Genomic DNA, 25,107 nt, shown 5'->3' with positions numbered 1-25,107 from the left:
CGCCCGACCTATTGTCTCGTCTCAGCATAGGCGGATCCGACGAGGACAGAAAGGGGAGCATGGGGATCGAGTCCTCCCCGACGGCGATCACGATGATCTCGATTTGTCCCGAGCAGTTGCCGGCGATGTCATTGCTGAGATGAGCTCGGCGATATTGATCGTAGCGAATGTGGTGGCGTAGTCCGACATCGCATACGGGATAATGAGGTTGTTCTCATGAATGATAGCACCACAGGTGTAGACGACATTGGGCACGTAGCCTTCTCGCTCGATTTCGTTGGGGGTGATTAAAGGCTCGTGCAATCGGGCAATAATTTTCGATGGATCCTCTAGGTCTAGCAGCATCGCGCCGATGCAGTATCTTCGCATTGGGCCCACACCATGGGTCAACACGAGCCAACCGGCGTCTGTTTCGATTGGCGAACCGCAATTACCAATCTGAACGTATTCCCACGGATTGGTGGGCTTGACGATAAGCTCTTTCGTATGCCAAAAATAAAGCATGTCAGAGTACATCAAATACAGATGCTCACCATCTTGCCGGCCCAGCATCGCGTAGTGACCATTGATCTTCCGGGGGAACAACGCCATCCCCTTGTTGGAGACGGCCGGCCCATTGAGCGTGTGCATTCTGAACCGCAGGAAGTCCTTCGTTTCTAGCAATTGCGGCAACACCATCTCGCCATCGTAGGCGCTGTACGTTGCATAATAGCGACGGCTGCCATCATCGTCGTGAAAATCGACGAACCGAGCGTCCTCGATGCCGTTGGTCTCCGTCGGACTGAACGGGAAAATGACCCGCTCGGATAACGCATGATCCGGGGTGTATTGAATCTCGTAATTGGACTTCGCCAACATCACGACTCGCTCTACCAGGGGAGCAAGTATGTGGTGACGTGATCGCTGCTCACGGAGTGCGGCCGTCAAGCGTGTTTCGAGTTGTTCAAGCGTAAACTCACTCGGAAGCTCCGCCAACACGTCATAAGTGAACGGGTTTCCCAAGCCCAGTTCGATCAGTTTACGCCGAAAGAGGGCGTTCTCGTAACATGAATCTGGAACATAGCGTGGCGTGGTGACGAACCGGATAGGCTCATCGATTCTGATCTGCAAGTCTCTGTCAATCGTCCCGCTGCGAAAAACGATGGATGAGATATGGCCTTCTCCGACCGCTCTCAGACTCATTGCAAACCGTCGCGTCCCAGACGGCAGGTTCGTTTGGTCAGGATGCCATACCAGCGAGGGATTGAATAATGCCGCCGATTCCAGTGCGTATTCTTGAGTAAAGTACGCTCCCAACAGCATCGTTCGATTCTCGCTCAGCGGAGTATCTGTCAGCAGGTGTTGCCGCATATCTTCAAACCGTCGCCGAAAAAATTCCTTTGGCTTCTGATGTCGCCCGTGGAACTCTGTGAGCACCCGTTCGAGCAAGATGTCGACCTCTCGTTCAGAGAGCGTCGAGACACGGGCGATCACCCGCAGCACCCGCTCGTTACCCGGCGGCTGGAACGGCCGCAAGACGACGCGTTGCTTGCTGGGCGAGAGCACGAGTCCAGTTCGATTGATTTGCATAATATGCCAGAGGAACGTTACGGGAGAATGTCATTCAATCTCGTGGCGGACGCGGCCACGGGGTGCGATCCATGGCCAATGCACAATCATCTGCACGCGACGATCGTCACCATCAGTCACTAGGGTTTTAAAGCCAAATTAGCGAGTTGCCGCATTTCAGCTAGCGAGAGCAAGAAGGCAAGAGTCGACTCAGCGCCCTGGTTTTCATTAACTTGGTTTTCCATCAGGCCGTCATAGCAACCGCCTGTCGACGCGTCGTAGATCGGCTCACCGAGGTCGTTGCGTCCCAAAAACCAATCGAAGGCGAGGTGAGCTTGCTCCATCCACAACGGGTCTTTACTGACCGCAAATGCTTCGATGGCTGCTGCTACCATGGCATGGGCCTCAATCGCTTGCTGATCAAAAACGGCAGCCACGCCACCCTCTCGAAAAAAGCCGTTGGATCCAATCGGTCGAAATCGGCCTTGTGGTGAAAGCTGTTGCGCACAGAGCCATCGCAGAGACTTCATGCCAATTTCGACCGCACGGTGATTCTCTGTAGAGCGGCCGTGCGCAATCAGCGACTGCGACAACCTCGCGTTGTTATAAGTCATGGCATCCTCAAACCATGGCCAACTTTCTGTGGCGGTCGACTCGTACATATTGATCAGCCGATCAGCGAGTCGCTGACTCATCGTGACCACAGCGCGATCGCCGCTGTACCGCCTGAGATACTCCTGAATTCCAAGGATGCCGAGCGCCCACGTCCGCGGTGAGGTTGTTTTCTCGCACGCAGGCAAAGCTTGATGAAACAGCTCTCGCGCCCACGCGGTCAATCCAGCGCGACGTGACCGACCGATGCTTGTCCCCAATGCCCACAGCGCGCGTCCCTGGCAATCATCCGAGCCATCTTCTTCGAGCCATTTCCGATCGAAGCTCATGAAGTTTCGAAATCGACCTGTGTCCCTATCGAACGCGACGTTGAGGAATGCAGCGTATCGCGATGCCAGTGCATGCACTTCCGGCGAATCTTGTCCCAACTCTTCGATCAATACCGTCAGGATCAAAGCCCTCGCGTTGTCGTCAGTGCAATAACCGTGAGCATGATCGGGGATTGTATAGATAGCATGTTGCACGATACCCGTTGAATCACTGAGATGCTGCAGATGGTCCAGCTGCATCCTGGGCAGTGCCAATGGTTGCTCGTCGAGCGTGCGCACCGCCAATCGCTTTCGCTGGGCGCTGTGCTCCGCTCGCGCGAGATTGAATGACGCGATATAACTGACTGAGACGTGGTCCCAGGTCATGCTCCGGCCGAGCCTGTGAGCTTCTGACCGCATCGCCAACCGCTTCTCGTCATTACCGAGCAGATCGATGACCTCGCGGGCAATCGCCCCCGAATCTGCGAAGGGCACGAGCACTCCACGACCATCGGCGAGTAGCTCCTCCGCGTGCCAGTAAGGCGTGGAGATAACAGCTTGCCCACATCCAAACGCGTATGCCAATGTTCCCGATACCGCCTGTTGGACATTCAGATAAGGCGTGATGTAGAGATCTGCGGCACCGATGAACTCCGTCAGCTCCTCGAGTTCTACGAAGCGGTTATAGAAGCTGACGTGTTGGGTAATCCCCAATTCCTTCGCCATCCGCTCCAAACTGATGCGATACCGTTCGCCCTGCTCGCGTATCAAACTCGGGTGCGTTGCTCCCAGTACGAGATACACGAAATTGGGAAAGCTAGCTACGATCTCGGGAATCGCGTGCAGCACATGCTCGATACCTTTGCCGGGTGAAAGCAAGCCGAACGTCAACGCCACTGCTTTGTCTTCGACGTTGAACTGCTCTTTGAGAACCCGCTGATCGGTGTCGGGAACGCTTGGAATTCCATGTGCAATCAAATCTACCTTGTCGCTGTCGACCGAGTACGTGTCGATCAGAGTTTGGCGACATCGCTCGGTCATCACTACCAGTCGTGTTGATAGCCGAATTAACTCCTTCATCACGGCACGCTGCGTTTGATTGGGAGCAGACAAGACGGTGTGCAGTGTGGTGACAACTGGCATCCGTAGATCTTGCATGAGTGCCAAAACGTGGCTACCACACGAACCTCCATAAATGCCAAACTCGTGCTGCAATGAGACGACATCGACATTGCCAAAATTGAGGAAATCGGCCGCCGCGCGGTAGTCCTCGAGTTCTTGTTCGACGACCTGAAATTGGACTTCACGCTCGTACGTGTATCCGCCTGCAATGTCGTCCATCGGAATGACGATGCACTTTGCACCTGACGTAGCGGCGATGACGCGACGCAGGTCATGAGTGAAAGTCGCGATGCCGCACTTGCGTGGCAAATAGTCGCCAACGAAAGCAATTTTTTGTAAGCCGGGCGTGGTCATAGTATGGTGGATGCCTTGTAAGATAAAAGTTTGCCCGCAGGGGGAGCGTCCGACGGAGTGCCCATCGTTCTTATCGCTTCGCTGCCTTGCGGGACGGAGGCGATGCGATATGGGACGAGATTAGAATCACACTCGATCTACCTGCCGGGGCTGGTTGTCACTGGAACGACTCCGTTTCAAATGCCGCTACCCCCTGACGGCTCCCCCTTGCGGAAAACTGCGTCAGATTGAGTCCCGGCCTGTTCAAGTGAGTCCAAAATAGACCGTTTTGAAAGCAACGTCATGGCAATACAGGTGTCGGCAGCCCCGTAGAACACTCCGATGTGCTCGCCAAGGTCCAACTGAGCGGTCGGAAAAACGACGTTCGGAACGAAGCCGCTCTTTTCGAAGTCGGTCGTCGGCAACATGATCGGTTCCCTCGACCGAGCGATTACGTGACTGGGGTCCTCCCGATCCAACAAACATGCACCTGCGGCATAGGCGCCTACCGTGCCAGCGATCTGCGACACTGCGCTGCCGTGGTAAAGCATTAAATACCCCTCGTCGATCAGAACCGGAGGCGTTCCACTGCCCACGCGATCCGCTTCCCAGGGGTGCCATCCACCTAAAATCGGCGCGTGCCGGCCCCAGTGCACGAGGTCCGGGGATCGTGCAATCCAAATCTGCGGTGGGTGAAAGTGCGACTTGGGAGTCGGGCGATGCAATGCCACATACTCACCGGCGATACGATCAGGAAACAGAACCACATCTTTGTTTTCGCTCGGGAAGATAATTCCATGTCGCTCGTAGGTGACTAGGTCACGCGAAGACATCAACGCTGTCGCCGCGCCCGATCGAGACACAGCGACATAGGTAATCCAGTACATCCCATCGATTCGGGTAATTCGCGGATCTTCAACGCCGTACTCCTCCCACGGCCCCTCGGGCCGCAGCACACCAACCGTCTCCCAGTCTCCGTCAACGACGGATTGACGAAGTAACTGAAAGTGTGAAATCGATGTCAGGCGCAGATTGCCATTGATTTTCGTCGTGACCACACGCGCGTCACTAGGCAGTAAGTCCCCATCGCGAATCCAATCAACCGCGGTGCCGCCACTTGCCGTCCAGCGAGGTAGTGCGGTCCATCCGGGACGCCTTTCGGCAGGACGTTCGGCGACTCTCGCTATCATGAAAAGCTCATCACCGACCGCGACGACCGCAGGATTCAATACGCCGACAACTTCCCATCCGCATTGCGATGGTTGGACGTCGCGCGGCCGGAGCAAAAGTGCGGTCGACAGCCTGAGAGTCATCCGCCGCTCTCCAGTCCCTGTGATGTAGGTCGCGCCTGCCGAATGGAAAGCGCGGACGTGCCAGCCTGCATGTTCGCCTCCTTGGACGAATCCGTGGCCTGCTGAGATTCGCCAGGCGAAGAGAGTCTTCGGCGAAAGCAAATCGCGAGTTACAGAAACGGAGTCGCCGATCGCAAATGCAATGGCAACTCGGCTTAACAGCCTGTTGAGTCCGTTGCTTTCGCGATACGAACGCACGGATACAAACCCATAGCTCAAGCGAGGGAGGAGATGGAGTGCCTCGCTGGCGCGTCGCGTTAGTAAATCAACAGGCAGTTAGCATCTTTCGGATCGATTCGATGCAGACCAACGGCGAATCCTAGCACGCTCCTATCTCTACGCAATTGCAAAGTTCGGAATTCACCAATCTTTCGATACTTGCTAAGCCGAACTCACGCCTGTTTGCACATTATCAGGACTCAGCAAATCGTCGCCGGGGTTCAGATCATGGGCCCAGACATCAACCTCGTTGCATTGGGTGTCACCACGAATTGTCGCGAAGGCGACGTCCGCCGCGTCCCGCCCGGTTCCAATGCGAACCAAGCCTCCGACGGGTGCCAAGCGTGTGGCATCAAATAAGAACCACCGTCCGTCCAGGTACGCTTCGAAGAATCCATGAAAGTCTGGCGGTTGTAAATTGACGGCATAGCCGGACACATAGCGCGCGGGAATTCCCATCGCACGGCAAAGGCTAATGGCAACATGAGCGTAATCGCGACAAACCCCCGTCCGCTGCAACAACACGTCGCACGCCGTCGTCGTTGGGCCAGTGCTGCCGGGCGTGTACGAAAGTTGCTCGAAGGTCCAATTGCAGATCGCCGTGACCCGTGAGTAGCCCGGAATCAATTGACCAAACTCCTCGAACGCAAACCGGTACAATTTGTCCGATTCGCAGTAGCGACTCGGATTGAGGTACGAAAGCATGTCGGGGGGAAGCAGTTCGTAGTCCGTCTCGCAAACATTCGTAGAATCAACGGCAGCGGCCTGGAGTTGGACGCTGGCATGATAATGAATGGTCAATTCGCCCGGCGGAGCGTTGATCCGAACAATCCGGTTCCCCAGCGATCCGACCTCGCATTCCTCGACCTGCTGAAACGGATGAACTTCCAACGCTTCTGAACTCACCGTTTGGTGAATGTTGCGGGCAACCGAAACATTCAACAGAAAAATCGCCGGGGAACGAACCGAGTAATTCAGTCGACAACCAACTTCGATGCAACTCATATCGGGACTTCCTTATTGAAATGGTGACTTATCCGACCGCAGCGGACGTGTTGCGTGAGGAGACTGATGTGCGTCACATAGCAGAAAGAGTCCGGCGGACTTTGTATATATGGCAATCGCATCCTGGCTGGTCTAATTTTGCTTTGCGAGTGATTCAGTAACAGGCGTTGTCCACCGTCGAAGGAAAGACCCTGTGGACGTATTCGGATTTGAAATCCGCCGTGCTCTTTATTCGTCGGTTCCAATCGCCTGGCCTAAACGATGTCCGATCTGACCTCCTACGGCGCCCCCGATGGCCTGAAATGGGCGCTGCAGCTTGTCACGAATCGAATCTGCTTCACGCTCGATCCCGTCGATGATGCTTTCGGCATTTGCCTTCACCTCTTGGACCTCGCCCTTAATCCGCTGCGCCTCATTGCCAATCTTCCAAACAACGACAATAAGAATCAAAATCGACAACGTCATCACCGTCGCGATGCCGCTTAGGTACCACTTAATCAGTTCGATCGACCGGGCCATTTGAACCGCCTGGGCGCGCATGTCCCGGCGTTCGTTGCGAATGCGCCGACGCCGCCGGCGGCGTGCCAGCTCTGCCCTGGCCTCTTCACGTTCGAGCAGCGTAGCGACGGCAGTCGATAACTCGGAGGTCGATATTCTCTTCGATTCAGTCTCCATTGTGCTTTCGTGTCTTCACTCGGGTTCGCTGCCGGGGAACGTATGGACGGATCACGTGCTTTGCCTCCACAGCATCGTCTCGCACTGCGTAACTACATTGTAATCTCAAACTCCGGCGGCGTCCGTGCGATCGATCAATGCATCAATGCCATTCTTCTTTCCGAGCCCAACACGCAAGTTTTTACGATGAATGAAACCACGGGCGGGCAACGCTCCTCAAGCATCCTGCCAACGGAAACCGTGATCTCGTCAACGATGATCAATGCCCACGCGCCCATCATGGCGCACGCTGCCTCGTAGAGCGTTTCATACGTCTGCATGGGGCACGCGATCCTTCCCATACAGCGTTTGCGGTGCGCGTCCTTTCCCGCTGAGTCTCTGCTCCTGCGCCAGTCGGTACTTACGCCAGTCGGTACCTATGCCAGTCGGTGCAATCGCCGAGTGACCCATTCAAATGTGAGTACTGACGCGATCAACCACATTAAGACAGCGTTGCGTCGCTCCCCAAAGAGAAAATCCGGTGTCCCCGCCAGCACCGTGACTTGAGGCTGGGGCACGATTTCGGAGGTGATTTTGTTCGCCAGCGTAGCAGTGGCTTCGTTGTCTTGAAGAGGAAAATAAATACCTTGGGTCGCTGCTGCTAACTGCATCAACTCGTCGTCGGCGCGCCGTGGACGCTCCAATTCGCTGGTCGGCAACCGCACCTGCACACTTTGCCGCAGCACCTCTTCGTCGAGTGCGTCACCTACGGTCAGCTGGATTTCATAACCTCCGCTCTTCGTGGCTACGAAGTTGCCCGTATACGTGCCGCCGCGTGGCGAATCGGCAGCCGGTGTCAGCCGAAGATCGCGGAACCTACCATCCGGCGAGAGCAACTTGGCAGTCACAAAAGGCTCGTTGAGCGGTTGATATTGATCGTCAACGAGCACCGCACGCAGCGTGACGGTCTGCCCCACCATCGCCCGACTGGCGTCGGCCAACAAGACGCCACGCTTGCTGTCGCGAAGCAATCGCCCTTCACTGACCCAACGAATGAGTTTGGTGTAGTAATTGTCAAAATACTGATCTCCGGCCGCTCGTAACCGCCACATCTCACCGCTGCCTTGGAAGTACACCCGTCCGGCACCATAGAATTGGCTAGCGAAGTAGATCGGCAGATTCCCACTGATTTCCGTCGTCGGGTCTGAGAAATACGCATAGACCTTCGCTCCAGGCTTGGCGCTCTTGACGCCCACGAAGTCGTAGACGCTGCCGACTTCCTGCCAAATCTCAAAACTTTGCTGAGGCGTATCGGCGATCCAGAAAAACTCGGCAGTGGCCGCTTCGGGGGTGAACTGCAACGGCCAAGCATTCCGCCCACCTTGCCGTCCGCCGCCTAGCAGCGGACCACGTGTGGCGAGATTAACGGGAAAGAAACCGCGGATTTGATTTGTCCTGGCGTCACCGCGATCAGCCGTGATTCGGGGGTGATAGACAGGGCCGGCCACCAACACCATCCCTCCAGCTTGCTGGGTCAAGAAGCGATCCATGAGGTCGAGAGATGCCGTGCCGATCGCCGCCCAGTCGGGGTCAAACATCACCACCGCGTCGTACTCGAAGAGCTCCTCTGCCGTCTCTGGGAACGCCGTTAACATCGCGTCGGCGTCTTGACTCATACCGGGCCGTCCGGTCTGCAACCAAACGTCAAGTTGGACTGATTCGTCCCGGTAAAATAGGTTCCGCACAAAGCGATACTCGCGGGTCGGCCCGCCCGCGATCGCAAGCACCTTCAACTTACGAGCAACAACTTCGTAGCGTGCGGTTTGCATGTCGTCGATGCGATTGTGGTCGTCCGCAGGTGCAACGATGCGCACCGCTAGACGCCGCCGGCCAACGGTTTGCGGCTCAATCTCGAACCTGATATCCGTCAGACTGGCGTCCGGCTCCAATCGCACGTGCTGACTCTGAAGCACCTCACCTCCGGGCAACGATGTCACTGCCGCATCCTCATTATCTCCCGCAGCGACGTCCTCACCATCATCGTCCAAGGCATCGATCAGCTCGACGTCGACTTCCAGGGTGGACCTGCCCGTGGCCTGCAGTACAGCCGCGACGACAAACTTGTCACCTGGATAAACGCGCCGGGGTGCTTCGAGATCGACTACGCGAACATTGGTCGGAGGCTGGCTGCTGCCCAAACCCACCGGATACAATGCCACTTCGTCCCGGCGAGCCATCGTCAGGGCCGACGATAGTGGAGTGGGACCGTTGCTCTGACCATCGCTAACTAATACGACACCAGCCAACGTCGTCGCGTCATGGTCGACCAAAATCGAGCGCAACGCGTCACCCAGGGGGCTCTGGGGATCGGTCGCGGCCAAACGCGCCTCCCAATCAATCGAGATCGCTTCAGGGGCCTGCAATGTATCCAAATCGTCGCCGGCATCCGGCGTCTCCAGGTCATCACCGGTGGGGTTGACTGTGTCAGATGCCCCGCCATTGCCCGCCTCAACATTCTGCCCATCGTCAGAGGCATCTAAGGAACCAGGCGAGGCAAGCCCAATCACCGCTGGAAATGACTGATCCGTGCGAACGCTATAGACGCTGCCCAGCGAAATGATACCGATCACCATCGTGATCGCCGCGACCCACAACATCCAGCCCACCGTTTCGCTGCGGTTATTACGCTTAGACGATTGCTCATTGCCCTCCGAAGCCACACGGGCTGGCCGGAGTGACGCAGTGGCTCCGGTGGCCAATGCCATCACACTTGCGATTGAAAAGACGGCCAAGCAGAACAAACCGAACAACGCAAAGGGACTCAGCGGTGAACCGTCACTCTCACTAGTTCCCGCGTCTGGCTGAGTCGGCTGGACGCGTGTCTTCGCGTCCCTCCCTTCCTCTGCACCGGAGTTCGAGGAAGTCGAAATCAATCGCGGTCCCCCAGCACCTCCGACTGCGTAGACGCTCGTGCGATGATCAGCTTCCAATGTCTCCAACAGGCTGGAATTGGCAAGCAGATCGACAGCTGCCTGCGTACGACTCATCGAATCAGGAGTGTCGTTTGCGGGCAGAGACATCGATTGACTCGTGTCCACCAAGACGACGACTTCGCTGGGGCGTGTCACGCTGCGCTCGGTGCGGCGGACCAAATCAAAAAACAAAAACACGAGGGCGAGCACGGCGACCAACCGCAACCCCACGAGCGTCCAACGGACCGGTCGCGGCAGTTCGGCGACATCGCGACGATAGTAAAACATACAAATCGCCAGGGCGGCAACGATGCCCACGACCAGCGACGCCCACAACCACCATCCGTCGATCGCTGCAGCACGAGCAAATTCATATACGATCATCGGTTCACCTCTGCAGAATCGGTACCTGGAGGCGTGGAGGCCGTCTTCACCCGCCGGTGCCTGGACCGCGAATGGGGCTGCGAATCACCCCTGGAATTTGCACTGTCGAGCGCCGAGGCGCGGCGGAGAAAACTGCGACCGCCGGCATCCGCGGCGGACGGCTTGACATGATACGAAGCCCACGCCGCCAAAGCTTGCTCGATCGCCAACAAAATCGCCAACAACAACAGCAGCACCAAAAGGAACGTGGACATCCCACCCACATTGGAATCGTTTTCCCATTGCGTCGTGGAGATGAACTCGATGTTCATCCCGGGCAGGTCCCGCAGAATTTCGGCGTGTGGCATCGTCGCCAAATCGCTTTCACCGAGCCTCAACGCTGACGCCATCGGCAGCACACTGGTTTGTCCATCAACGCCTGTCCGCTGCCATTCGTCGACACCAGGCATCAGAAAATCGTCCAGCCCCGCTTCATCCGCGATTAACATCTCCGCCGGAGAAACTTCGATCAGCGGCGACTGATCATCGGCTTCTAACTCGATCGACAGGCGTGGCGGTTCATCCGCGGGCAGAAATAACATTGCCGTCGGCAGATAGGCATCGCCGGGTACTGGCAAGGTCGCCGGCTCGTCGATCAACCGGGACGTGGGAGGAGCCGCCCCGCTGAACAACATCGCATTGGTCTGTAACAAAAACACGACAAAACTTGGATCACCTGGCCAGTTGTTCCATGCCCCGTCTAAACCCGACATCACTGTCACGATACGGCCACGTCCCAGCCCATGACGTACCGCAATCGGTTGGCCATCGGAGCGTGCGAGTAAGACACGAGTATCGAGCAACTCGGCGGTCTTCGGATCCGAGGACACGCCGTCCGGCTCGGACGTCGCTGCTGACGTTACATCCGCCGGTGCAGCATCGAAGTCGTCTGTTACCACTGGTTCGACCGGAGCCCAAGCTCGCTGCATGTTGACAAGACCAAAAACGGCATTACCGGCGCGAGAGATAGGGCCGAGCAGTTCACCATCCTTGCCAAACACGAGGCCCCCCCGCTGCGATTCACGGGGCGTGACGGCATCACCGCTCGCCGGAGACACATCTTGAACGCCCTGCACACGATCAAGTTCAAATGGCAATAGACGGCGATCATCGCCAGCGAGCACTCGGTTGTAATTCTCACCAGAAACGTCGGCTCCCAAGAACCACGCGAGCCCACCGCCATCACGCACATATTGCTGGAGAATCTGTGCCGTTCGGTCTCTGATCTCGGGAAGATCAATCAGGTAGATGGCGCGGTATCGCTGGAGCGTTTCCAGCGACGCGTCGCGGAGCATCGCCGCGGGACGCACCTCCGGTATCGCTCCAATGCGAACCTGGCTACCTGGATCGAGCACCGATGAAACATGGTAGGCACCAAGCCCATCGGCGTTGCCGTCGATGACCAATACGCGCTGAGCGTCGGCCAATGGGATCGTGCAGACCCGGGTATTGTCAATCGACAGCGCGTCTTCGGGCAGTCCCACGCGAACGACATGTGTTCCTTGACGGTCGATGTAAATCTGAAACGACTTTGTTAACTGCTGGCCGGCAGGAATCGACTCAATCATGATCGCTGGCAGACTCTGCGTCTTACCGCTGATTGCTGACGTCGGATCGGCGACTTTAACATCGTCACCGTAGGTGATCACCGCGGCCGACAACGCAACGTTTTTAACTTCGGTGTCCGAGTAATTCTTCACGGTTACATTGACCATCACCGGGACTCCAGCGACCCAAACATCCGGTTCGGGAGCCAGATCAGTGATCGCCAGATTGCGTGGCGACGCAATGTCCGCGCTGTCAACGCAATCAATCATGCGAATTTCAGCGCCGCTCTTCTCAGCCTTCTCCAACGAGGCCGCCAAGCGGCGAGGGGACTGCCAATCCCGCCGCGAAAAATCGCTGATCACGTACAGACGTCGCTCGTCGGATGGGTTCGCATCGAGCAGGTCACCAGCAAGGTCGATCGCTGGAACGAGATCGGTGCGTAGCGTTGAAGCCCGGGTGCTCATTAGTCGCTCGATCTGACGAGCATCTTGCGTGACCGTCTGGGCGGCTATGTCTGCTGCCGCATCCGCCGTCCCGGTCTGCGAGTTCCCGAGCACCGCCGCTCGACTCGCCCGCATCACCGTTAATTGATGCACACCTTCATCCGCACTTAGCCGACGAACCAAGGTACCGATCGCCCCCAAGGCGCGATCGTAGGCAGTTGCGTCCGATGCTGGTTCGCCGGTCTGTTCACTCTCACCGCTAAGCCCCCCGACCCGCTGCCGCATCGAGTAACTGTCATCGAGCACGATCACGTGATGCGTCGTCTGTCCACCAATCGCGCCGATCAACCGTTTGCCGCCAATCAACCCTGCCAACACCGCGATCAGCAACGCCGCCACAGCCAATCGAGCCAACAGCAGCAACAGCTGCCGCAACACAATCCAGCGCCGCTGTTTGCGGTAACTCGCCAGCAAAAAATCCATCGCCGCCCACTGGGTTCGACGGTGGCGCAGCAGATTGATCAAGTGAACCAGTAACGGAACACCGACAAACAGGAAACCAGCGGCGAGAGTGGGGTAGAGAAACAAGGGAGAGTAGGAGCGGGGAGAGCGGGAGAGGCTGGAGTGCGACGGCTGAACTTCCGACGAACTATCTATTTCTTATTTACGTTGTCTTGCCGAGAGGAATTTGGCGAGGACAGCATCGAGTGGGTCCGAGGTGCGGACCTGCATCGCATCGATCTTCAGTCGGCCGCACGTTCGACGAACCTGCTCCAGAAACTGATCGAGGGCCTCGAGGTATCCCGCACGCAAGGCAGCCGGGTTGCAGTTCAAAAACATGGGATCTTCCAGTCCCTCGAACCGCGTTGCGCCGGTGAACTCAAAATCCACTTCGTCGTCATGCAAGACCTGAAACAGGGCCACGTCATGGCCTTGGGCACGTAGCAAACGCAGACCTTCGGTGAGCGACTCCACACCGAGCAAGTCTGAGATGACGCACACTAAACCGCCCCGAGGAATTGTCGCAGCGACTTGGCGGGTGACTTTGGGTAGCTCCGTATCACCATCGGTGTCCGACGACGCCAATGACCGCAGCATCCGATGCAATTGATGTTGGTTGCTGCGTGCTGGAATGCTGTCGCGAATTTGGGTATCGAACGTAAACAGTCCCACCGCATCTTTCTGACGCAGCGCGAGGTAAGCCAGCGAAGCGGCGATCGAAGCGGCATACTGGAATTTGTTCCGGTCGCCCTCGCCATATCCCATGCTGCCACTGCAGTCGACCAAAAGATGCAAGCGAAGGTTCGTCTCCTCCTCGTACTGTTTGATCGACAACCGATCCTGGCGCGCGTACACCTTCCAGTCGATGTGCCGCAACTCATCGCCGGCCACATAAGGTCGGTGCTGCAGGAACTCGATCGACTGGCCAAAGTACGGACTGCGATGCATCCCCGAGAGAAACCCTTCGACGACCCGGCGGGCCGTCAGTTCCAAGCGACGAATGCGAGCAGTGACCTCAGGTCGCAAATATTTTTTGGAATCGGGCATCGCGTGACAATTCGTCTTCGGTCGTAGGGGTCGCTCCGATGATTCGTTCAATCACGTCATCGCTCGTGATACCTTCGCTCTCGGCTGTAAAGTTTACCACCATCCGGTGGCGGAGGACCGGCCCCGCAAGGGCGGCGATATCGTCAACTTGCACGTGGTGTCGCCCTTGGAGCAGCGCGCGGGCTTTGCCGCCCAAGATTAAGAACTGGACCGCTCGGGGGCCGGCCCCCCAGCCGACGAGGTCGTCAACGAAATCGGGCACGCCCGCGCCGCCAACACGTGTTTGCCGGACGAGTGACAACGCGTAACGGATCACATGGTCGCTCACCGGAACTTGGCGAACGAGGTGCTGCAGTCGCAGAATCTCCTCCGCAGTCAACACCGCTTCGGCCACCTCGGTCGCGGTACCAGTCGTCCGCCGAGCCACCTCAAATTCCTCATCGAAACTGGGATAGTCGACAAAAATCTTGAACATGAACCGGTCTTGCTGCGCTTCTGGCAGCGGATAGGTGCCTTCTTGCTCGATCGGGTTTTGGGTCGCGAGCACGAAGAATGGGTCGTCGAGCACGTGTCGCTCGCGGCCCGCAGTGACCTGCCGCTCTTGCATCGCTTCGAGCAGAGAGGCCTGAGTTTTCGGGGGGGTCCGGTTAATTTCATCGGCCAAAACAATATTGGCGAACAGGGGTCCGGGCATGAACCGCAGGGCACGATGGCCCGACGCCCGGTCCTCCTCGATGATTTCCGTCCCCGTCACGTCCGCCGGCATCAGGTCAGGCGTGAACTGGATACGGCTGAACGACAAATCAAGCGTTTTAGCCAGCGTGCTGATCATCAGCGTTTTCGCCAACCCCGGCACGCCTTCGAGCAACACGTGTCCACGACTGAACAAACAGATCAAAATCTCGTCGATCACGTGTTCTTGGCCAACGATGATCTTGCCCAATTGGGCTAAAACCCGCTCGCGGGCGGCATGGAGCAAGCCCACGTCGGATTCACTGACAGGGGGTTGGTTCATTCAGACGGTCTCGATCGAGGACAAATGTTAATCAATGAGTCAACGCAGTTTAACCCACGCGGCAGGTTTGTGATGCCGGGGGAAGCGGTTCCCCGCGGGTTTTCCTAGCTTGATCTTGTGCTCAAGGACGCAAATTCGCTAGCTCTGCGGTTTTATCAAATCATGGGTGCGTTCCTGTTAAATGCCGTTCCGTTCCTCCCCGCCACCACAATTCAGCCATGTATCGCTCGCAATACCGCCTTTTCTCTACAGCATTGCTAGCTGTTTGGGTCGTCGTGCCGGTCGGCTGCGCGAGCTGGCTGGGGAGAAATGCCACAGACGATTCGGAACATCTGCAAAAGTTGCTCCATGTTCCTGAGTTGCCCAATCTGATTCGGGAAGCAGCCATCCCCAACGGCATGCAGCCCATCAGTGTCGATGGTGTAGCCGTCATCAATCAATTGCCGGGCACGGGTGGCCCAGCAATGCCATCGGGCTTCCGCGATCGATTGCTCGAAGAGATGAAGATCAATGCGATCTCCGATCCGAATGAGTACCTAGAACGTGACGACAACGCCCTTGTGCAAGTTCGTGGCTTGATTCGACCGGGCGCCCGTCGCGGCGATCCGCTCGACTTACAGATCTTAACGCCCCCGAAAACCGAAGCTACCGACCTCCACGGTGGGTGGTTGCTCGATACTCGCATGCGGCACCAACAAGTGCTGCAAAATGCTGTTCGCAGCAGCGATGTGCTCGCCGTCGCGACCGGCCGCATGTTGACCCGCGCCGATTACGACGGAACAATTGATCCGACGCTACAGGTCACCGGTCGCATCCTCTCAGGAGGCGTGGTTCAAAACGATCGAAAACTCGGACTGGTTGTGCGTCCGCAGTATCAACATGTCGAGGTCTCCAAAGCGCTCGCCAAGGCAATCAACCGCCGCTTCTACTTCTTCGATGGCTCGACCCGCCGCGGCATCGCCAAACCGACCGAAGACGACTACATCGAACTCGATGTGCATCCTCGATACCGAGACCACGAAACCCGCCTGATGGCGGTCGTCCGCTCGATCACCGTGGCCGCGGAATCCAGCAGCACCCAGAGTCGACTGGTGGAACTGGCAAGCGAGCTGCGGTCCCCATCGACGGCAGCGGATGCCGCCCTCCAACTCGAAGCGATTGGCGAGAGCGCCGTACCGACGCTGATCGAAGCGACGTCGCTCGAAAACCCCGAACTACGTTTCTACGCCGCCGAAGCTCTGGCATATCTGGACCGGGTCGAAGCGATCGAGCCATTGATCGACGCGATTCGCACCGAACCCGCATTCCGCGCCCCAGCCCTGGATGCATTGCGAGGTATCGAACAAACCTCAACGGTCGCCGCACTGAAAGAGCTACTCGACGAAGCGAGTCTTGAGACTCGTTATGGCGTGATGACCGTGCTGCGGGATCGCAAAGACGGTCGTGCCTTGCTGAACGGAGAAAACCTCCACGGCCAATTCCGGATGTATGAGATTGAGTCCACCGGGCCACCCGCCGTAGTCGTCTCACTCAATCGCAAATCAGAGATCGTTCTGATCGGTGACCTCTCGCCGCTGTCGAGCCCGGCGTCGATGATCGGATCAGGCGGAATTGTTATTCGGCCGCTCGAATCACTGGAAAAACGCCAGGGCGACGAAGGTATCGCAAAGCTCAGGATCAGTCGTTTTCGCCCCGGTAAGCCGGATGCATTCGCTGAAGTGGACGCAACGGTCGCTGGTCTGCTGAGAGGCATCACCGAAGTCGGCGGTTTCTATGGCGATGCTGTCGCGACACTTCGTATCGCCAAGTCGCAAGGGATCCTCGTCGACCAACTTGCGTTCGATCCGCTGCCGAAATCGCAGCGAACATATTATCGCGATGACGAATAGTCCGACCGCAGGACAATGTTAAGAAGCAAACCGACGCGGACCTGAGACGGATCGAGGAGTTTGTTCAGCAGCATGACGCGACCTCGTCGATGAGCGCATTCATTGGCGCGGGCCACCGCGATTTTATCTGCCCGTCAGCGCCAAAGATCCGTACACCTCGTACGCTCAAATCATTGTTAACGCTAAGTCGTTTGATGGTGTCGATGACCTCGTGACGGCCACGGATTCATGGGTGCAGGAAAACGTCCCGGACGCCCTGGTGCGGGTCCGCAAATATTCCGTCGGGGCTTTCGACGATTGGAAGATTGAAGCCCGTTTCAGCGGCCCAGCAAATGCAGACCCTGACACGCTGCGGCGACTCGCTGAGGAAGGTGCCGACATTCTCCGCAACACGCCACTTACGAAAGAAGTGCGAGTCAATTGGCGTGAACGGGTGCAAGCCTTAACGCCGCAGGACAAGCAGGAACGCGCCCGCGCCGCCGGCGTTTCGCGAGATGATCTTGCGCGTGTGATGAAGCGAAATTCCGATGGCGTCGTCGTCGGCCAGTACCGGGAAGGTGATGATCTCATTCCGATTGTCGCCCGGAGTGTTGAATCACAGCGGCTACGTGCAGCAACGTCACTGGATGAACTGCAAATTGCGCCCAAGCTATCGACGCATTCGATCCCTGTCTCGCAGGTGATCGATGGGATTGAAGTGCCCATGGGAAGCCCCGATCATCTGGCGAAAAAATCGTCGGCGACGTTATTCGATTGCGGGCTAGCGGTGTTGCCTTGGGTGATAAGGCAGAGGTCATCAATACTGATGGTGAGGTGTCGCTCGCACGCGTCATCGGACTGGATCACCAGTTGACCAGCCTTTAGGTATTTGCTGGTGGTAAGTGCCTATCGACAGATGCCACCGTGCGGTTTCAAGGCAAACCGCTGGAGACGGTGGAGGAAGGAACCACGACGCCCCCGTTTGACATGGTCGTCATGAATGAAATGGATCGTTTTCATCTCTGTGAAGACGTCATCGATCGGCTGCCGCAGCTAGGTGCCAAAGCGGCTTAATTTGGGCAAGCGATTCATAACAAACTGATCGACCACCGGCACTACATCAACAAATACGGCGACGACATGCCTGAAATCGCTGGCTGGACCTGGGGAGGTCACGAGCTTAGCGGTGAAACGGGGACTTCGACCGGAGGAGATCATGTATAATCTTGTGATCGAGACAGAAGGCAGACTCCCGAGATTGAAAGTCAACCCTGACAGTCTGCTATGCATTCGCAGACAACCTAGACAGTGCACCCCAATGTTACTTGGATCTGATTAAGGCCGCCATGACAACGAATCAACCGTCAGGGGACCCGCCGCCCATGGTGCCCGAATCAGACGCGAACTTGTCAATGGGTCCAACCAGGAGCATGGCCTGGAATGACGACGATACGTTCGAACAGTTCGGTAGTATTCCCCAGCAGTGGGTCGGCAAGATTCTTGGCAAGTACCAAGTCATCAAGACGATCGGCCAAGGAGGAATGGGAATTGTCGTCGAGGCGATCGATCCACATATCGAGCGCAACGTCGCCATCAAGGTATTGCCAGAGCGATTTGCTGCAAATTCAGTTCTTGTCAATCGGTTTCGAGCCGAAGCGCGGGCAGCGGGTCGACTGAGTCATCCCAACGTGGCGACGATCTACGAGGTGGGGCTGGAGGGAGCGACCCCCTACTTAGTCATGGAACTACTGTCGGGCGGCAGCATTGCTGACGAGCTAAAAAAATCCGGTGCGCAAACGCCACTCGAGGCAACTCGCATCCTGATCGATTCATGTCGCGGCATTTCAGCGGCTCACCGAGTTGGTCTGGTGCACCGAGATGTGAAACCTGCGAACTTACTTCGTGCGGCCGACGACAGAGTGAAGGTGACGGACTTTGGACTGGTAAAATTGTCCGAATCCGACCCGCTCACAGCGGCGCATCTGACGCAGTCGGGAACGGTCATCGGCACGCCCTATTTCATGAGTCCCGAACAGTGTCAGGGTTTGAATGTGGACGCCCGCAGCGACATTTATTCACTGGGAGCAACCTATTACTGTCTGCTCACTGGTAAAAGCCCCTTTCAGGACTCGGGCGGTCCTGTTCAGGTGATGCTCGCTCACTGCACGAAGACCATCCCAGACCCCCGTGTTAACGATCCATCCATCCCTTCGGCTTGTGCTGATATCATTGCTCGCGCCTTGGCGAAGGCACCCGCCGATCGCTACCAGTCGGTTGAGGAGATGCTGGCCGATCTCCAATCCGTCGTGGCAGCATTGTCGGGGGAAATCAGAATTGATCTTCCCAGTCAATCGGGCTCATCGCACGCCGCCGTGAAACCCACTCCGTCACCGCCGCGGGTAAATTTCCGGGCCATCGTTGCTGGTGGGGCCGCGTTGCTGTTGGTGATAGCTATGATCGCGATGACCATACATCATTTTGCGGGTGACACCTCAGCCGGTGCGGTCGTCCCGCAAGGTGAGCCAATCAAGGTGGGAGTTCTGCAATCGCTCAGCGGAACGATGTCGACAAGCGGAACCAGCGTTGTTGACGCCACGCTCATGGCGATCGAGGAAATCAATAACACGGGTGGCCTGTTGGGCCGTCCCATCAAGCCAATCGTAGCAGACGGTCGGTCCGACACCGAAACCTACGCGATGGAAGCGGAACGGCTTATCGTCGAAGAAAAGGTCTGTGCGGTATTCGGTTGCTGGACGTCGGCCAGTCGCAAAACCGTCCGTCCTATTTTTGAAAAACATGACAACCTGTTGGTTTATCCCGTGCAGTACGAAGGCATGGAAACGTCACCCAACATCATTTACATGGGTGCCACCCCGAATCAGCAGATTATTCCAGCCCTCAATTGGTCCATCGAAGAGCTCGGGAAGAAACGCTTTTTCATCGTCGGATCGGATTACGTTTTTCCTCGCGCCGCTAGTGAGATCATCCAAGATCACGTTGCGACGGTGGGCGCAAACGTGGTGGGAGAAATGTATGTGCCGCTATCGAGTCCCGAGTTTGATCCTGTGGTTCGTGAGATCATCAAAACAAAACCAGATATGATTCTCTGCGCCATTGCGGGTGATTCAAACACGGATTTCTTCCGTGCGCTGCGTCAAGCAGATATCCGATCAGCTGATATTCCGTGCTTGTCATTCAGCATGGGTGAGCAAGAACTGCGCAGTCTTTCGATTGAAAACGTGGAGGGTGATTATGCCGCATTAACCTATTTCCAGTCGCTCGACCTACCTGAAAACAATGCGTTCGTCGAAAGAGTGACGCAGCGTTATCCGCAGCGCGTCGTTTCGGATCCGATGGAAGCCGCCTATGTGGGAGTTCAACTGTGGGCACAGGCCGTTCGGGAAGCTCAAACCATCGCCCCGAAAAAAGTCATTCGGGCGATGTTGAATGAGCGGCTGGCCGCTCCGGAGGGTCACATTCGAATCGAACCGGATACCCAGCACTGCTTTAAGACGCCACGGATTGGCAAAATCCGACACGATGGTCAGTTCGAAGTCGTCTGGTCTGCCCCCGAGCCGATGCAACCTGCTCCCTATCCCGCCACTCGAACTGCTGCCGATTGGAAGGCTTTTCTTCACGATCTTTACACGAGTTGGGGAGATCAGTGGGCAGCGCCAGCTACTGATTAATTCGCCCGCTGATTAATTCGGCCACTCATACTTCATTCGGCCACTCGTATGCTCGATTCTCAATCACAAGGTCTGGCAGTTCAAGCTCGTTCAAGCGAGGTTGGGCACAGTTATCCGCTGGGTGCAACGGTTCAAGCAGGCGGCGTGAACTTCAGCCTGTTCTCGCGTCGGGCCACCAGTGTCGAGCTCTTATTGTTCGAGCATGAAGCGGACCCGTATCCCGTACGGACCATAGCTCTGCACCCAACTGCGAATCGCACCTATCACTATTGGCACGTATTCGTGCCTGATTTGGAGCCCGGCCAACTCTATGGTTATCGCGTCAACGGTCCCAATGAGCCTGAACGCGGGTTGCGTTTCGATCCCACGAAAGTCCTGCTTGATCCGTACGGTCGCGGAGTCGTGGTACCCCAAGGCTATTGCCGCGGTGCCGCGAAAGGATTTAGCGAAAACTCTGCTTTGGCCATGAAAAGTGTCGTTGTCGACGTGAGCCTTTACGATTGGGAGGGCGACGAACCTATCCGCCGTTCTGCCGCTCAGACGATCATTTACGAAATGCACGTGAAGGGCTTCACGCAGCACCCGAACTCCGGGCTGGATGACAACAGACGCGGAACTTACGCGGGTTTGATCGAAAAGATCCCTTATTTGCAGCAACTTGGCATCACTGCCGTCGAGTTATTACCTGTCTTTCAATTCGATGCACTTGATGCACCGGTTGGCAAAGTGAATTATTGGGGATACGCACCCATTTCCTTTTTTGCCCCACATCAGGCATATAGCTCGCGTCCGGGGCCACTCGGAATGGTCGATGAGTTTCGCGACATGGTCAAAGCACTTCATCGAGCGGGCATCGAAGTGATCCTTGACGTTGTCTTTAACCATACTGCTGAAGGTGATGAATCGGGTCCGACACTGTGCTTTCGTGGCATCGACAACCAGACGTACTACCACCTGGAGAATGGAGGCAAGCATTATGCCAACTACAGTGGCTGTGGAAATACGCTGAACGCAGACAATCCAGTTGTCCGCCGCATGATCATTGACTGCCTACGCTATTGGGTTCAGGAGATGCATGTCGATGGCTTTCGATTTGACTTGGCATCCATCCTGGCCCGGGATAGCTCGGGACAACCACACCCCAACCCGCCTGTTCTGTGGGATATCGAATCGGCACCTGAATTGGCGGGCATCAAGCTGTTCGCAGAAGCTTGGGATGCCGCCGGACTGTATCAGGTAGGGGATTTCGTTGGTGATTCGTGGCGTGAGTGGAATGGCAGGTTCCGAGACGACATCCGCGATTTCTTTCGCGGTGAAGGCGGCTCCGTTCGCCGGATTGCCGATCGCATTGTGGGCAGCCCAGAGTTTTACGGTCATAAGGAGCGAGAAGCTGAACAGAGCGTCAACTTTGTGACCTGCCACGACGGATTCACGCTGAACGACCTCGTCTCTTATAACGCGAAACGCAACCAGGCAAATGGGGAAGCCAACCGCGATGGGACAGATAACAATGGCAGTTGGAATTGCGGCATTGAAGGCCCGACCGATGATCCTCAGATCGAGCGACTACGAAACCGTCAGGTGAAAAACTTTCTCACCACAACGATGCTGTCACTGGGCATCCCAATGATCACAATGGGCGATGAGGTCCGCCGCACGCAGCGAGGTAACAACAACGCCTATTGTCAGGACAATCCAGTGAGTTGGTTCGACTGGACAGACTTGGAGAAGCACGCCGACGTTCATCGATTCGTCGACCTATTGAGTGCCCGCCGGAGACTGCGTGATCCCGAACATGAACAGCAGCGAATCAGCGTGAACACGATGTTGCGCGAAGCCAAGAAAGCGTGGCATGGAGTTCGTTTGCATCAGCCGGACTGGAGCGATGCGTCACACTGTATCGCCTTAGGTGGCGAACTGCATAACGGCGAACTCATTTTCCATTGGATCCTGAATGCCTACTGGGAGCCGCTTACCTTCGAGTTGCCAGCACTTGAAAGTGGGCACTGGCGTCGGTGGATTGATACGGCCCTGGATAGCCCAGCGGACATCGTTCCGTGGGAGCAAGCCGTGGAGGTGACGAGCAATCACTACCTCGCCGCAGCGAGGTCCGTTGTCCTGCTCTATGTGTGCGAACGGCCGACGAGGCAATCTCTCTGAACCGGTAGCACCACGAATCGTGGCTTCAGAAAGCATTTTCCTAAACCAGCCCGTGGTCTCCCATGCAACGGCCATCTGCTATTCGGCAAGTCCATTGCCATCGCTCAGCGGCAGCGGGCTGACAAATTCCGCGTCGCCGGGAGAACTGATGCCCACATCGATCATCTGATCGGTGGTGTACCCGCCCCCTACGCCCGGTTGGGTTTCTGAGGGATCGAAAGGTCCCGAGCTGATCGGACGAGGTACGCAGATATCTTCTGGATGGTGACTGGGTTCCAAGAACCGTCCCAGTTCGTACGCGTCTCGCTCCGCACCGGGGCACCAAGGACCTTCAGCCAAACCAATTTCCGCGTAGGCGAGTAGAGAACCTTTTTGCATGTGGAAGTCACGGATCGCGAGGTTGTAGTTCGAGATCGAACGATAAAACTCCGCTTCCGAGACCACCACGCGTCGCTGGGCCTGCAAGAGAAAGTTAATGTTATCGGTGCCGTCGATATACCGTCGTCGCAGCACGTCGACCTGGCGAAGGTCGGCGAGATAGCGATTGTAATTGGTTTCGACGAGCTGATAAGTCAGATCGATGGATCGCGCGGACGCTGACAGATCGTGGCTGATCCGCAGTTCGGTTTCATTGAGCAGGGAGCGTTCACGCTGAAGATTTAAGTTTGCGTGGGCAACCGCGTTGCTGGCAGCACGCAGGCCGATCGGTGCTGAGAACTCGACCCCCGCGCCCCACTGCTGATACTGACCACTGGTCACAGAACTGAATAGGTTTTGATTGTAGGGCGCGCCGGAACTATTGCCGATCAGGTGATCTCCCAAACCGACCCAGCGGTAGGTACCTACAAAGTCTGCTTGCGGCCGTCGATTCAATCTCGCCGCAACCAATTCGAGTTCGCGACGTTTCACATTGTATTTTTGGCGACGGACTTCGACGCGGCGTACAAGTGCTTGGCCGAGGGCGCTCTGCCAGTCGAACACAACCTTGGCGTCCAGTGGCGCGGTCGTGGGCTTGAGCAAAGTCCCGTCGCTGGCGGGCATGCCGATTAGGTAACGTAGCCGCTGCTCAACTTGGTACAGGCCCGCATCACCAGCGAGTGCCGATTGGACTTGTGCTTCGAATTCGTAATACTGCGATCGAGCCTGAGCTTCTTCGTCGCTACGGCCGGCACCCACGTCCAACCGCACCTGCTGGTATTGATAGGTTTGGAGAGCAGATTCGCGTCCCTTCACGGTCGCTTCAAGAACCCGGTAGGATGCCGCCAGTTCCCAGTAGGCTTGCTCGACATCCGAAACCATGGATATCACAGCGGCTTCGAAATCTGCGAGTGCCACATCCTCGTTCACACGCGCAATTAACACACCGTTGTAGGTGCCGGGGATTGTGCTGGTGCCGACAATCCGATTGTACGTAGTACCGGCTCCTCTCATCAGCGGCTGCCGGTACTCGGCTTCCATGAAGCCCGTGAAGGCACTGGGGAACAATTGGCTACGACGGCTGGGGTCGTCAGTACGTGTGTACGTCACATTGTTGCGTAACGCGAATGTGGCCCCGGTCGCCGTCTTCTTGCGAATCTCGTTGTTGTAGGTTCCCAGCGTTTGGTTGGTATACGTCGGGAACAGGTTGGTCACACCACCACCGCCGCCTCCAATGGCTGCTGGATTGAGGTTGCGAGGTGCGTCAACCTTGTTCCAAAACAAGGACTGGGAGTACTGAGCGTCAAAGGCTGACAATGCCGCTTCCACACCGAGCTGGGGACTGGCGTGCGCCAGACTGGGATCGTAAACGGTCCGCATCGCCGCTGGACTGGTGATGATGGTACCGCCGATCGATCGCAGCACAGGGCTGTTGGCCAGCGCCGTGCGGATAGCGTCTTGCAGCGTGATCTCGACAGCCGGTAGTTGCGAGGGATCCTGCAAGGCATTTGGCGTCGTTGCTGCTGCGGCCGCCGCTGTCTGGGGCGTCGCACAATCCTGAACCTCAGGATATTCAATCTTCAACGCCGAGTGATCGTGATAGGACATCACCGTATCGTGCGGACCATCGGGAATCTTCTGGGCTAGATTGCAGCCTACCGTGGCAATCGATGCGACACATCCACAGAGAATCGCAGCCAACCGCCGTCGACGTGCACGAGTACGTTGCGTCTGCACGTTACCGGTACGAGTCTTTGATGGCTTCGTTGTTGGGACGTGGCTCGGTGTTTCGAGGCAGTCTTTGTGGGGGTGCCGATCCATGGCTAGCTCAATCTTTCAAAAACATTGACTTCGGTGAGGCCACTGCAACT

Annotated in this window: 15 protein-coding genes; 5 read left to right on the top strand and 10 right to left on the bottom strand. The window is 56.8% G+C overall.

Features of this window, described 5'->3' with window-relative positions; all coding sequences use genetic code 11:
• Window positions 1-87: 87 nt before the first annotated feature.
• From Poly21_RS22175 to Poly21_RS22135, 9 genes are all read right to left on the bottom strand, one after another.
• Window positions 88-1,569 carry a glycoside hydrolase family 130 protein gene (locus Poly21_RS22175; RefSeq protein ID WP_146409224.1) on the bottom strand — a complete coding sequence of 494 codons (1,482 nt, stop codon included), beginning with the start codon at window positions 1,567-1,569 and terminating at the stop codon, window positions 88-90.
• A gap of 119 nt (window positions 1,570-1,688) precedes the next feature.
• Window positions 1,689-3,944: a glycosyltransferase family 4 protein gene (locus Poly21_RS22170; RefSeq protein ID WP_146409223.1), complete on the bottom strand. Its 2,256-nt coding sequence runs from the start codon at window positions 3,942-3,944 to the stop codon at window positions 1,689-1,691.
• A gap of 176 nt (window positions 3,945-4,120) precedes the next feature.
• Window positions 4,121-5,473 carry a glycoside hydrolase family 130 protein gene (locus Poly21_RS22165; protein ID WP_302120151.1) on the bottom strand — a complete coding sequence of 451 codons (1,353 nt, stop codon included), beginning with the start codon at window positions 5,471-5,473 and terminating at the stop codon, window positions 4,121-4,123.
• Between the two features lie 183 nt (window positions 5,474-5,656).
• Entirely contained in the window at window positions 5,657-6,499 is an 843-nt protein-coding gene (locus Poly21_RS22160; protein WP_146409222.1) for a transglutaminase-like domain-containing protein, read from the bottom strand.
• Window positions 6,500-6,727: 228 nt separating this feature from the next.
• A complete protein-coding gene (locus Poly21_RS22155) occupies window positions 6,728-7,174 on the bottom strand; it encodes a hypothetical protein (protein ID WP_146409221.1) in 447 nt (148 codons plus the stop codon).
• A gap of 416 nt (window positions 7,175-7,590) precedes the next feature.
• Entirely contained in the window at window positions 7,591-10,509 is a 2,919-nt protein-coding gene (locus Poly21_RS22150) for a VWA domain-containing protein (protein WP_146409220.1), read from the bottom strand.
• A complete protein-coding gene (locus Poly21_RS22145; protein WP_146409219.1) occupies window positions 10,506-13,127 on the bottom strand; it encodes a BatA domain-containing protein in 2,622 nt (873 codons plus the stop codon). Before Poly21_RS22145 ends, Poly21_RS22150 begins: the two co-directional genes overlap by 4 nt.
• 72 nt (window positions 13,128-13,199) lie before the next feature.
• Window positions 13,200-14,066 carry a DUF58 domain-containing protein gene (locus Poly21_RS22140; protein WP_146409496.1) on the bottom strand — a complete coding sequence of 289 codons (867 nt, stop codon included), beginning with the start codon at window positions 14,064-14,066 and terminating at the stop codon, window positions 13,200-13,202.
• Window positions 14,056-15,102, bottom strand: coding sequence for an AAA family ATPase (locus Poly21_RS22135; RefSeq protein WP_146409218.1), 1,047 nt, complete (start codon window positions 15,100-15,102; stop codon window positions 14,056-14,058). The genes Poly21_RS22140 and Poly21_RS22135 overlap by 11 nt, the downstream gene beginning before the upstream one ends.
• 218 nt (window positions 15,103-15,320) lie before the next feature.
• Here Poly21_RS22135 and Poly21_RS22130 point away from each other — a divergent pair, with 218 nt between their 5' ends.
• From Poly21_RS22130 to glgX, 5 genes are all read left to right on the top strand, one after another.
• Window positions 15,321-16,991: a HEAT repeat domain-containing protein gene (locus Poly21_RS22130; protein WP_146409217.1), complete on the top strand. Its 1,671-nt coding sequence runs from the start codon at window positions 15,321-15,323 to the stop codon at window positions 16,989-16,991.
• Window positions 16,992-17,202: 211 nt separating this feature from the next.
• Window positions 17,203-17,844, top strand: coding sequence for a hypothetical protein (locus Poly21_RS27840; protein ID WP_302120148.1), 642 nt, complete (start codon window positions 17,203-17,205; stop codon window positions 17,842-17,844).
• A 50-nt stretch (window positions 17,845-17,894) separates the two neighbouring features.
• Window positions 17,895-18,044 carry a phosphoketolase family protein gene (locus tag Poly21_RS27835; RefSeq protein ID WP_302120147.1) on the top strand — a complete coding sequence of 50 codons (150 nt, stop codon included), beginning with the start codon at window positions 17,895-17,897 and terminating at the stop codon, window positions 18,042-18,044.
• 356 nt (window positions 18,045-18,400) lie between these two features.
• Window positions 18,401-20,659 carry a transporter substrate-binding protein gene (locus tag Poly21_RS22115; RefSeq protein WP_302120146.1) on the top strand — a complete coding sequence of 753 codons (2,259 nt, stop codon included), beginning with the start codon at window positions 18,401-18,403 and terminating at the stop codon, window positions 20,657-20,659.
• Window positions 20,660-20,707: 48 nt separating this feature from the next.
• Window positions 20,708-22,819 carry a glycogen debranching protein GlgX gene (gene glgX, locus Poly21_RS22110; protein ID WP_146409215.1) on the top strand — a complete coding sequence of 704 codons (2,112 nt, stop codon included), beginning with the start codon at window positions 20,708-20,710 and terminating at the stop codon, window positions 22,817-22,819.
• Between the two features lie 78 nt (window positions 22,820-22,897).
• Here glgX and Poly21_RS22105 read toward each other — a convergent pair whose 3' ends face one another.
• Entirely contained in the window at window positions 22,898-25,057 is a 2,160-nt protein-coding gene (locus tag Poly21_RS22105; protein ID WP_146409214.1) for a TolC family protein, read from the bottom strand.
• Between the last annotated feature and the right edge of the window lie 50 nt (window positions 25,058-25,107).

It is taken from the genome of Allorhodopirellula heiligendammensis (assembly GCF_007860105.1).
Taxonomy (GTDB): domain Bacteria; phylum Planctomycetota; class Planctomycetia; order Pirellulales; family Pirellulaceae; genus Rhodopirellula; species Rhodopirellula heiligendammensis.
Note: the sequence above shows the minus strand (reverse complement) of the source record. Positions and strands in the feature narration are given on the sequence as shown.

Bases quoted from the DNA above. Each gene is read 5' to 3' on its own strand.
- Poly21_RS22175 (WP_146409224.1), bottom strand. From the start codon at position 1,569: ATGCAAATCAATCGAACTGGACTCGTGCTCTCGCCCAGCAAGCAACGC.
- Poly21_RS22170 (WP_146409223.1), bottom strand. From the start codon at position 3,944: ATGACCACGCCCGGCTTACAAAAAATTGCTTTCGTTGGCGACTATTTG.
- Poly21_RS22160 (WP_146409222.1), bottom strand. From the start codon at position 6,499: ATGAGTTGCATCGAAGTTGGTTGTCGACTGAATTACTCGGTTCGTTCC.
- Poly21_RS22155 (WP_146409221.1), bottom strand. From the start codon at position 7,174: ATGGAGACTGAATCGAAGAGAATATCGACCTCCGAGTTATCGACTGCC.
- Poly21_RS22150 (WP_146409220.1), bottom strand. From the start codon at position 10,509: ATGATCGTATATGAATTTGCTCGTGCTGCAGCGATCGACGGATGGTGG.
- Poly21_RS22135 (WP_146409218.1), bottom strand. From the start codon at position 15,102: ATGAACCAACCCCCTGTCAGTGAATCCGACGTGGGCTTGCTCCATGCC.
- Poly21_RS22130 (WP_146409217.1), top strand. From the start codon at position 15,321: ATGTATCGCTCGCAATACCGCCTTTTCTCTACAGCATTGCTAGCTGTT.
- Poly21_RS22115 (WP_302120146.1), top strand. From the start codon at position 18,401: ATGGCCTGGAATGACGACGATACGTTCGAACAGTTCGGTAGTATTCCC.
- glgX (WP_146409215.1), top strand. From the start codon at position 20,708: ATGCTCGATTCTCAATCACAAGGTCTGGCAGTTCAAGCTCGTTCAAGC.
- Poly21_RS22105 (WP_146409214.1), bottom strand. From the start codon at position 25,057: ATGGATCGGCACCCCCACAAAGACTGCCTCGAAACACCGAGCCACGTC.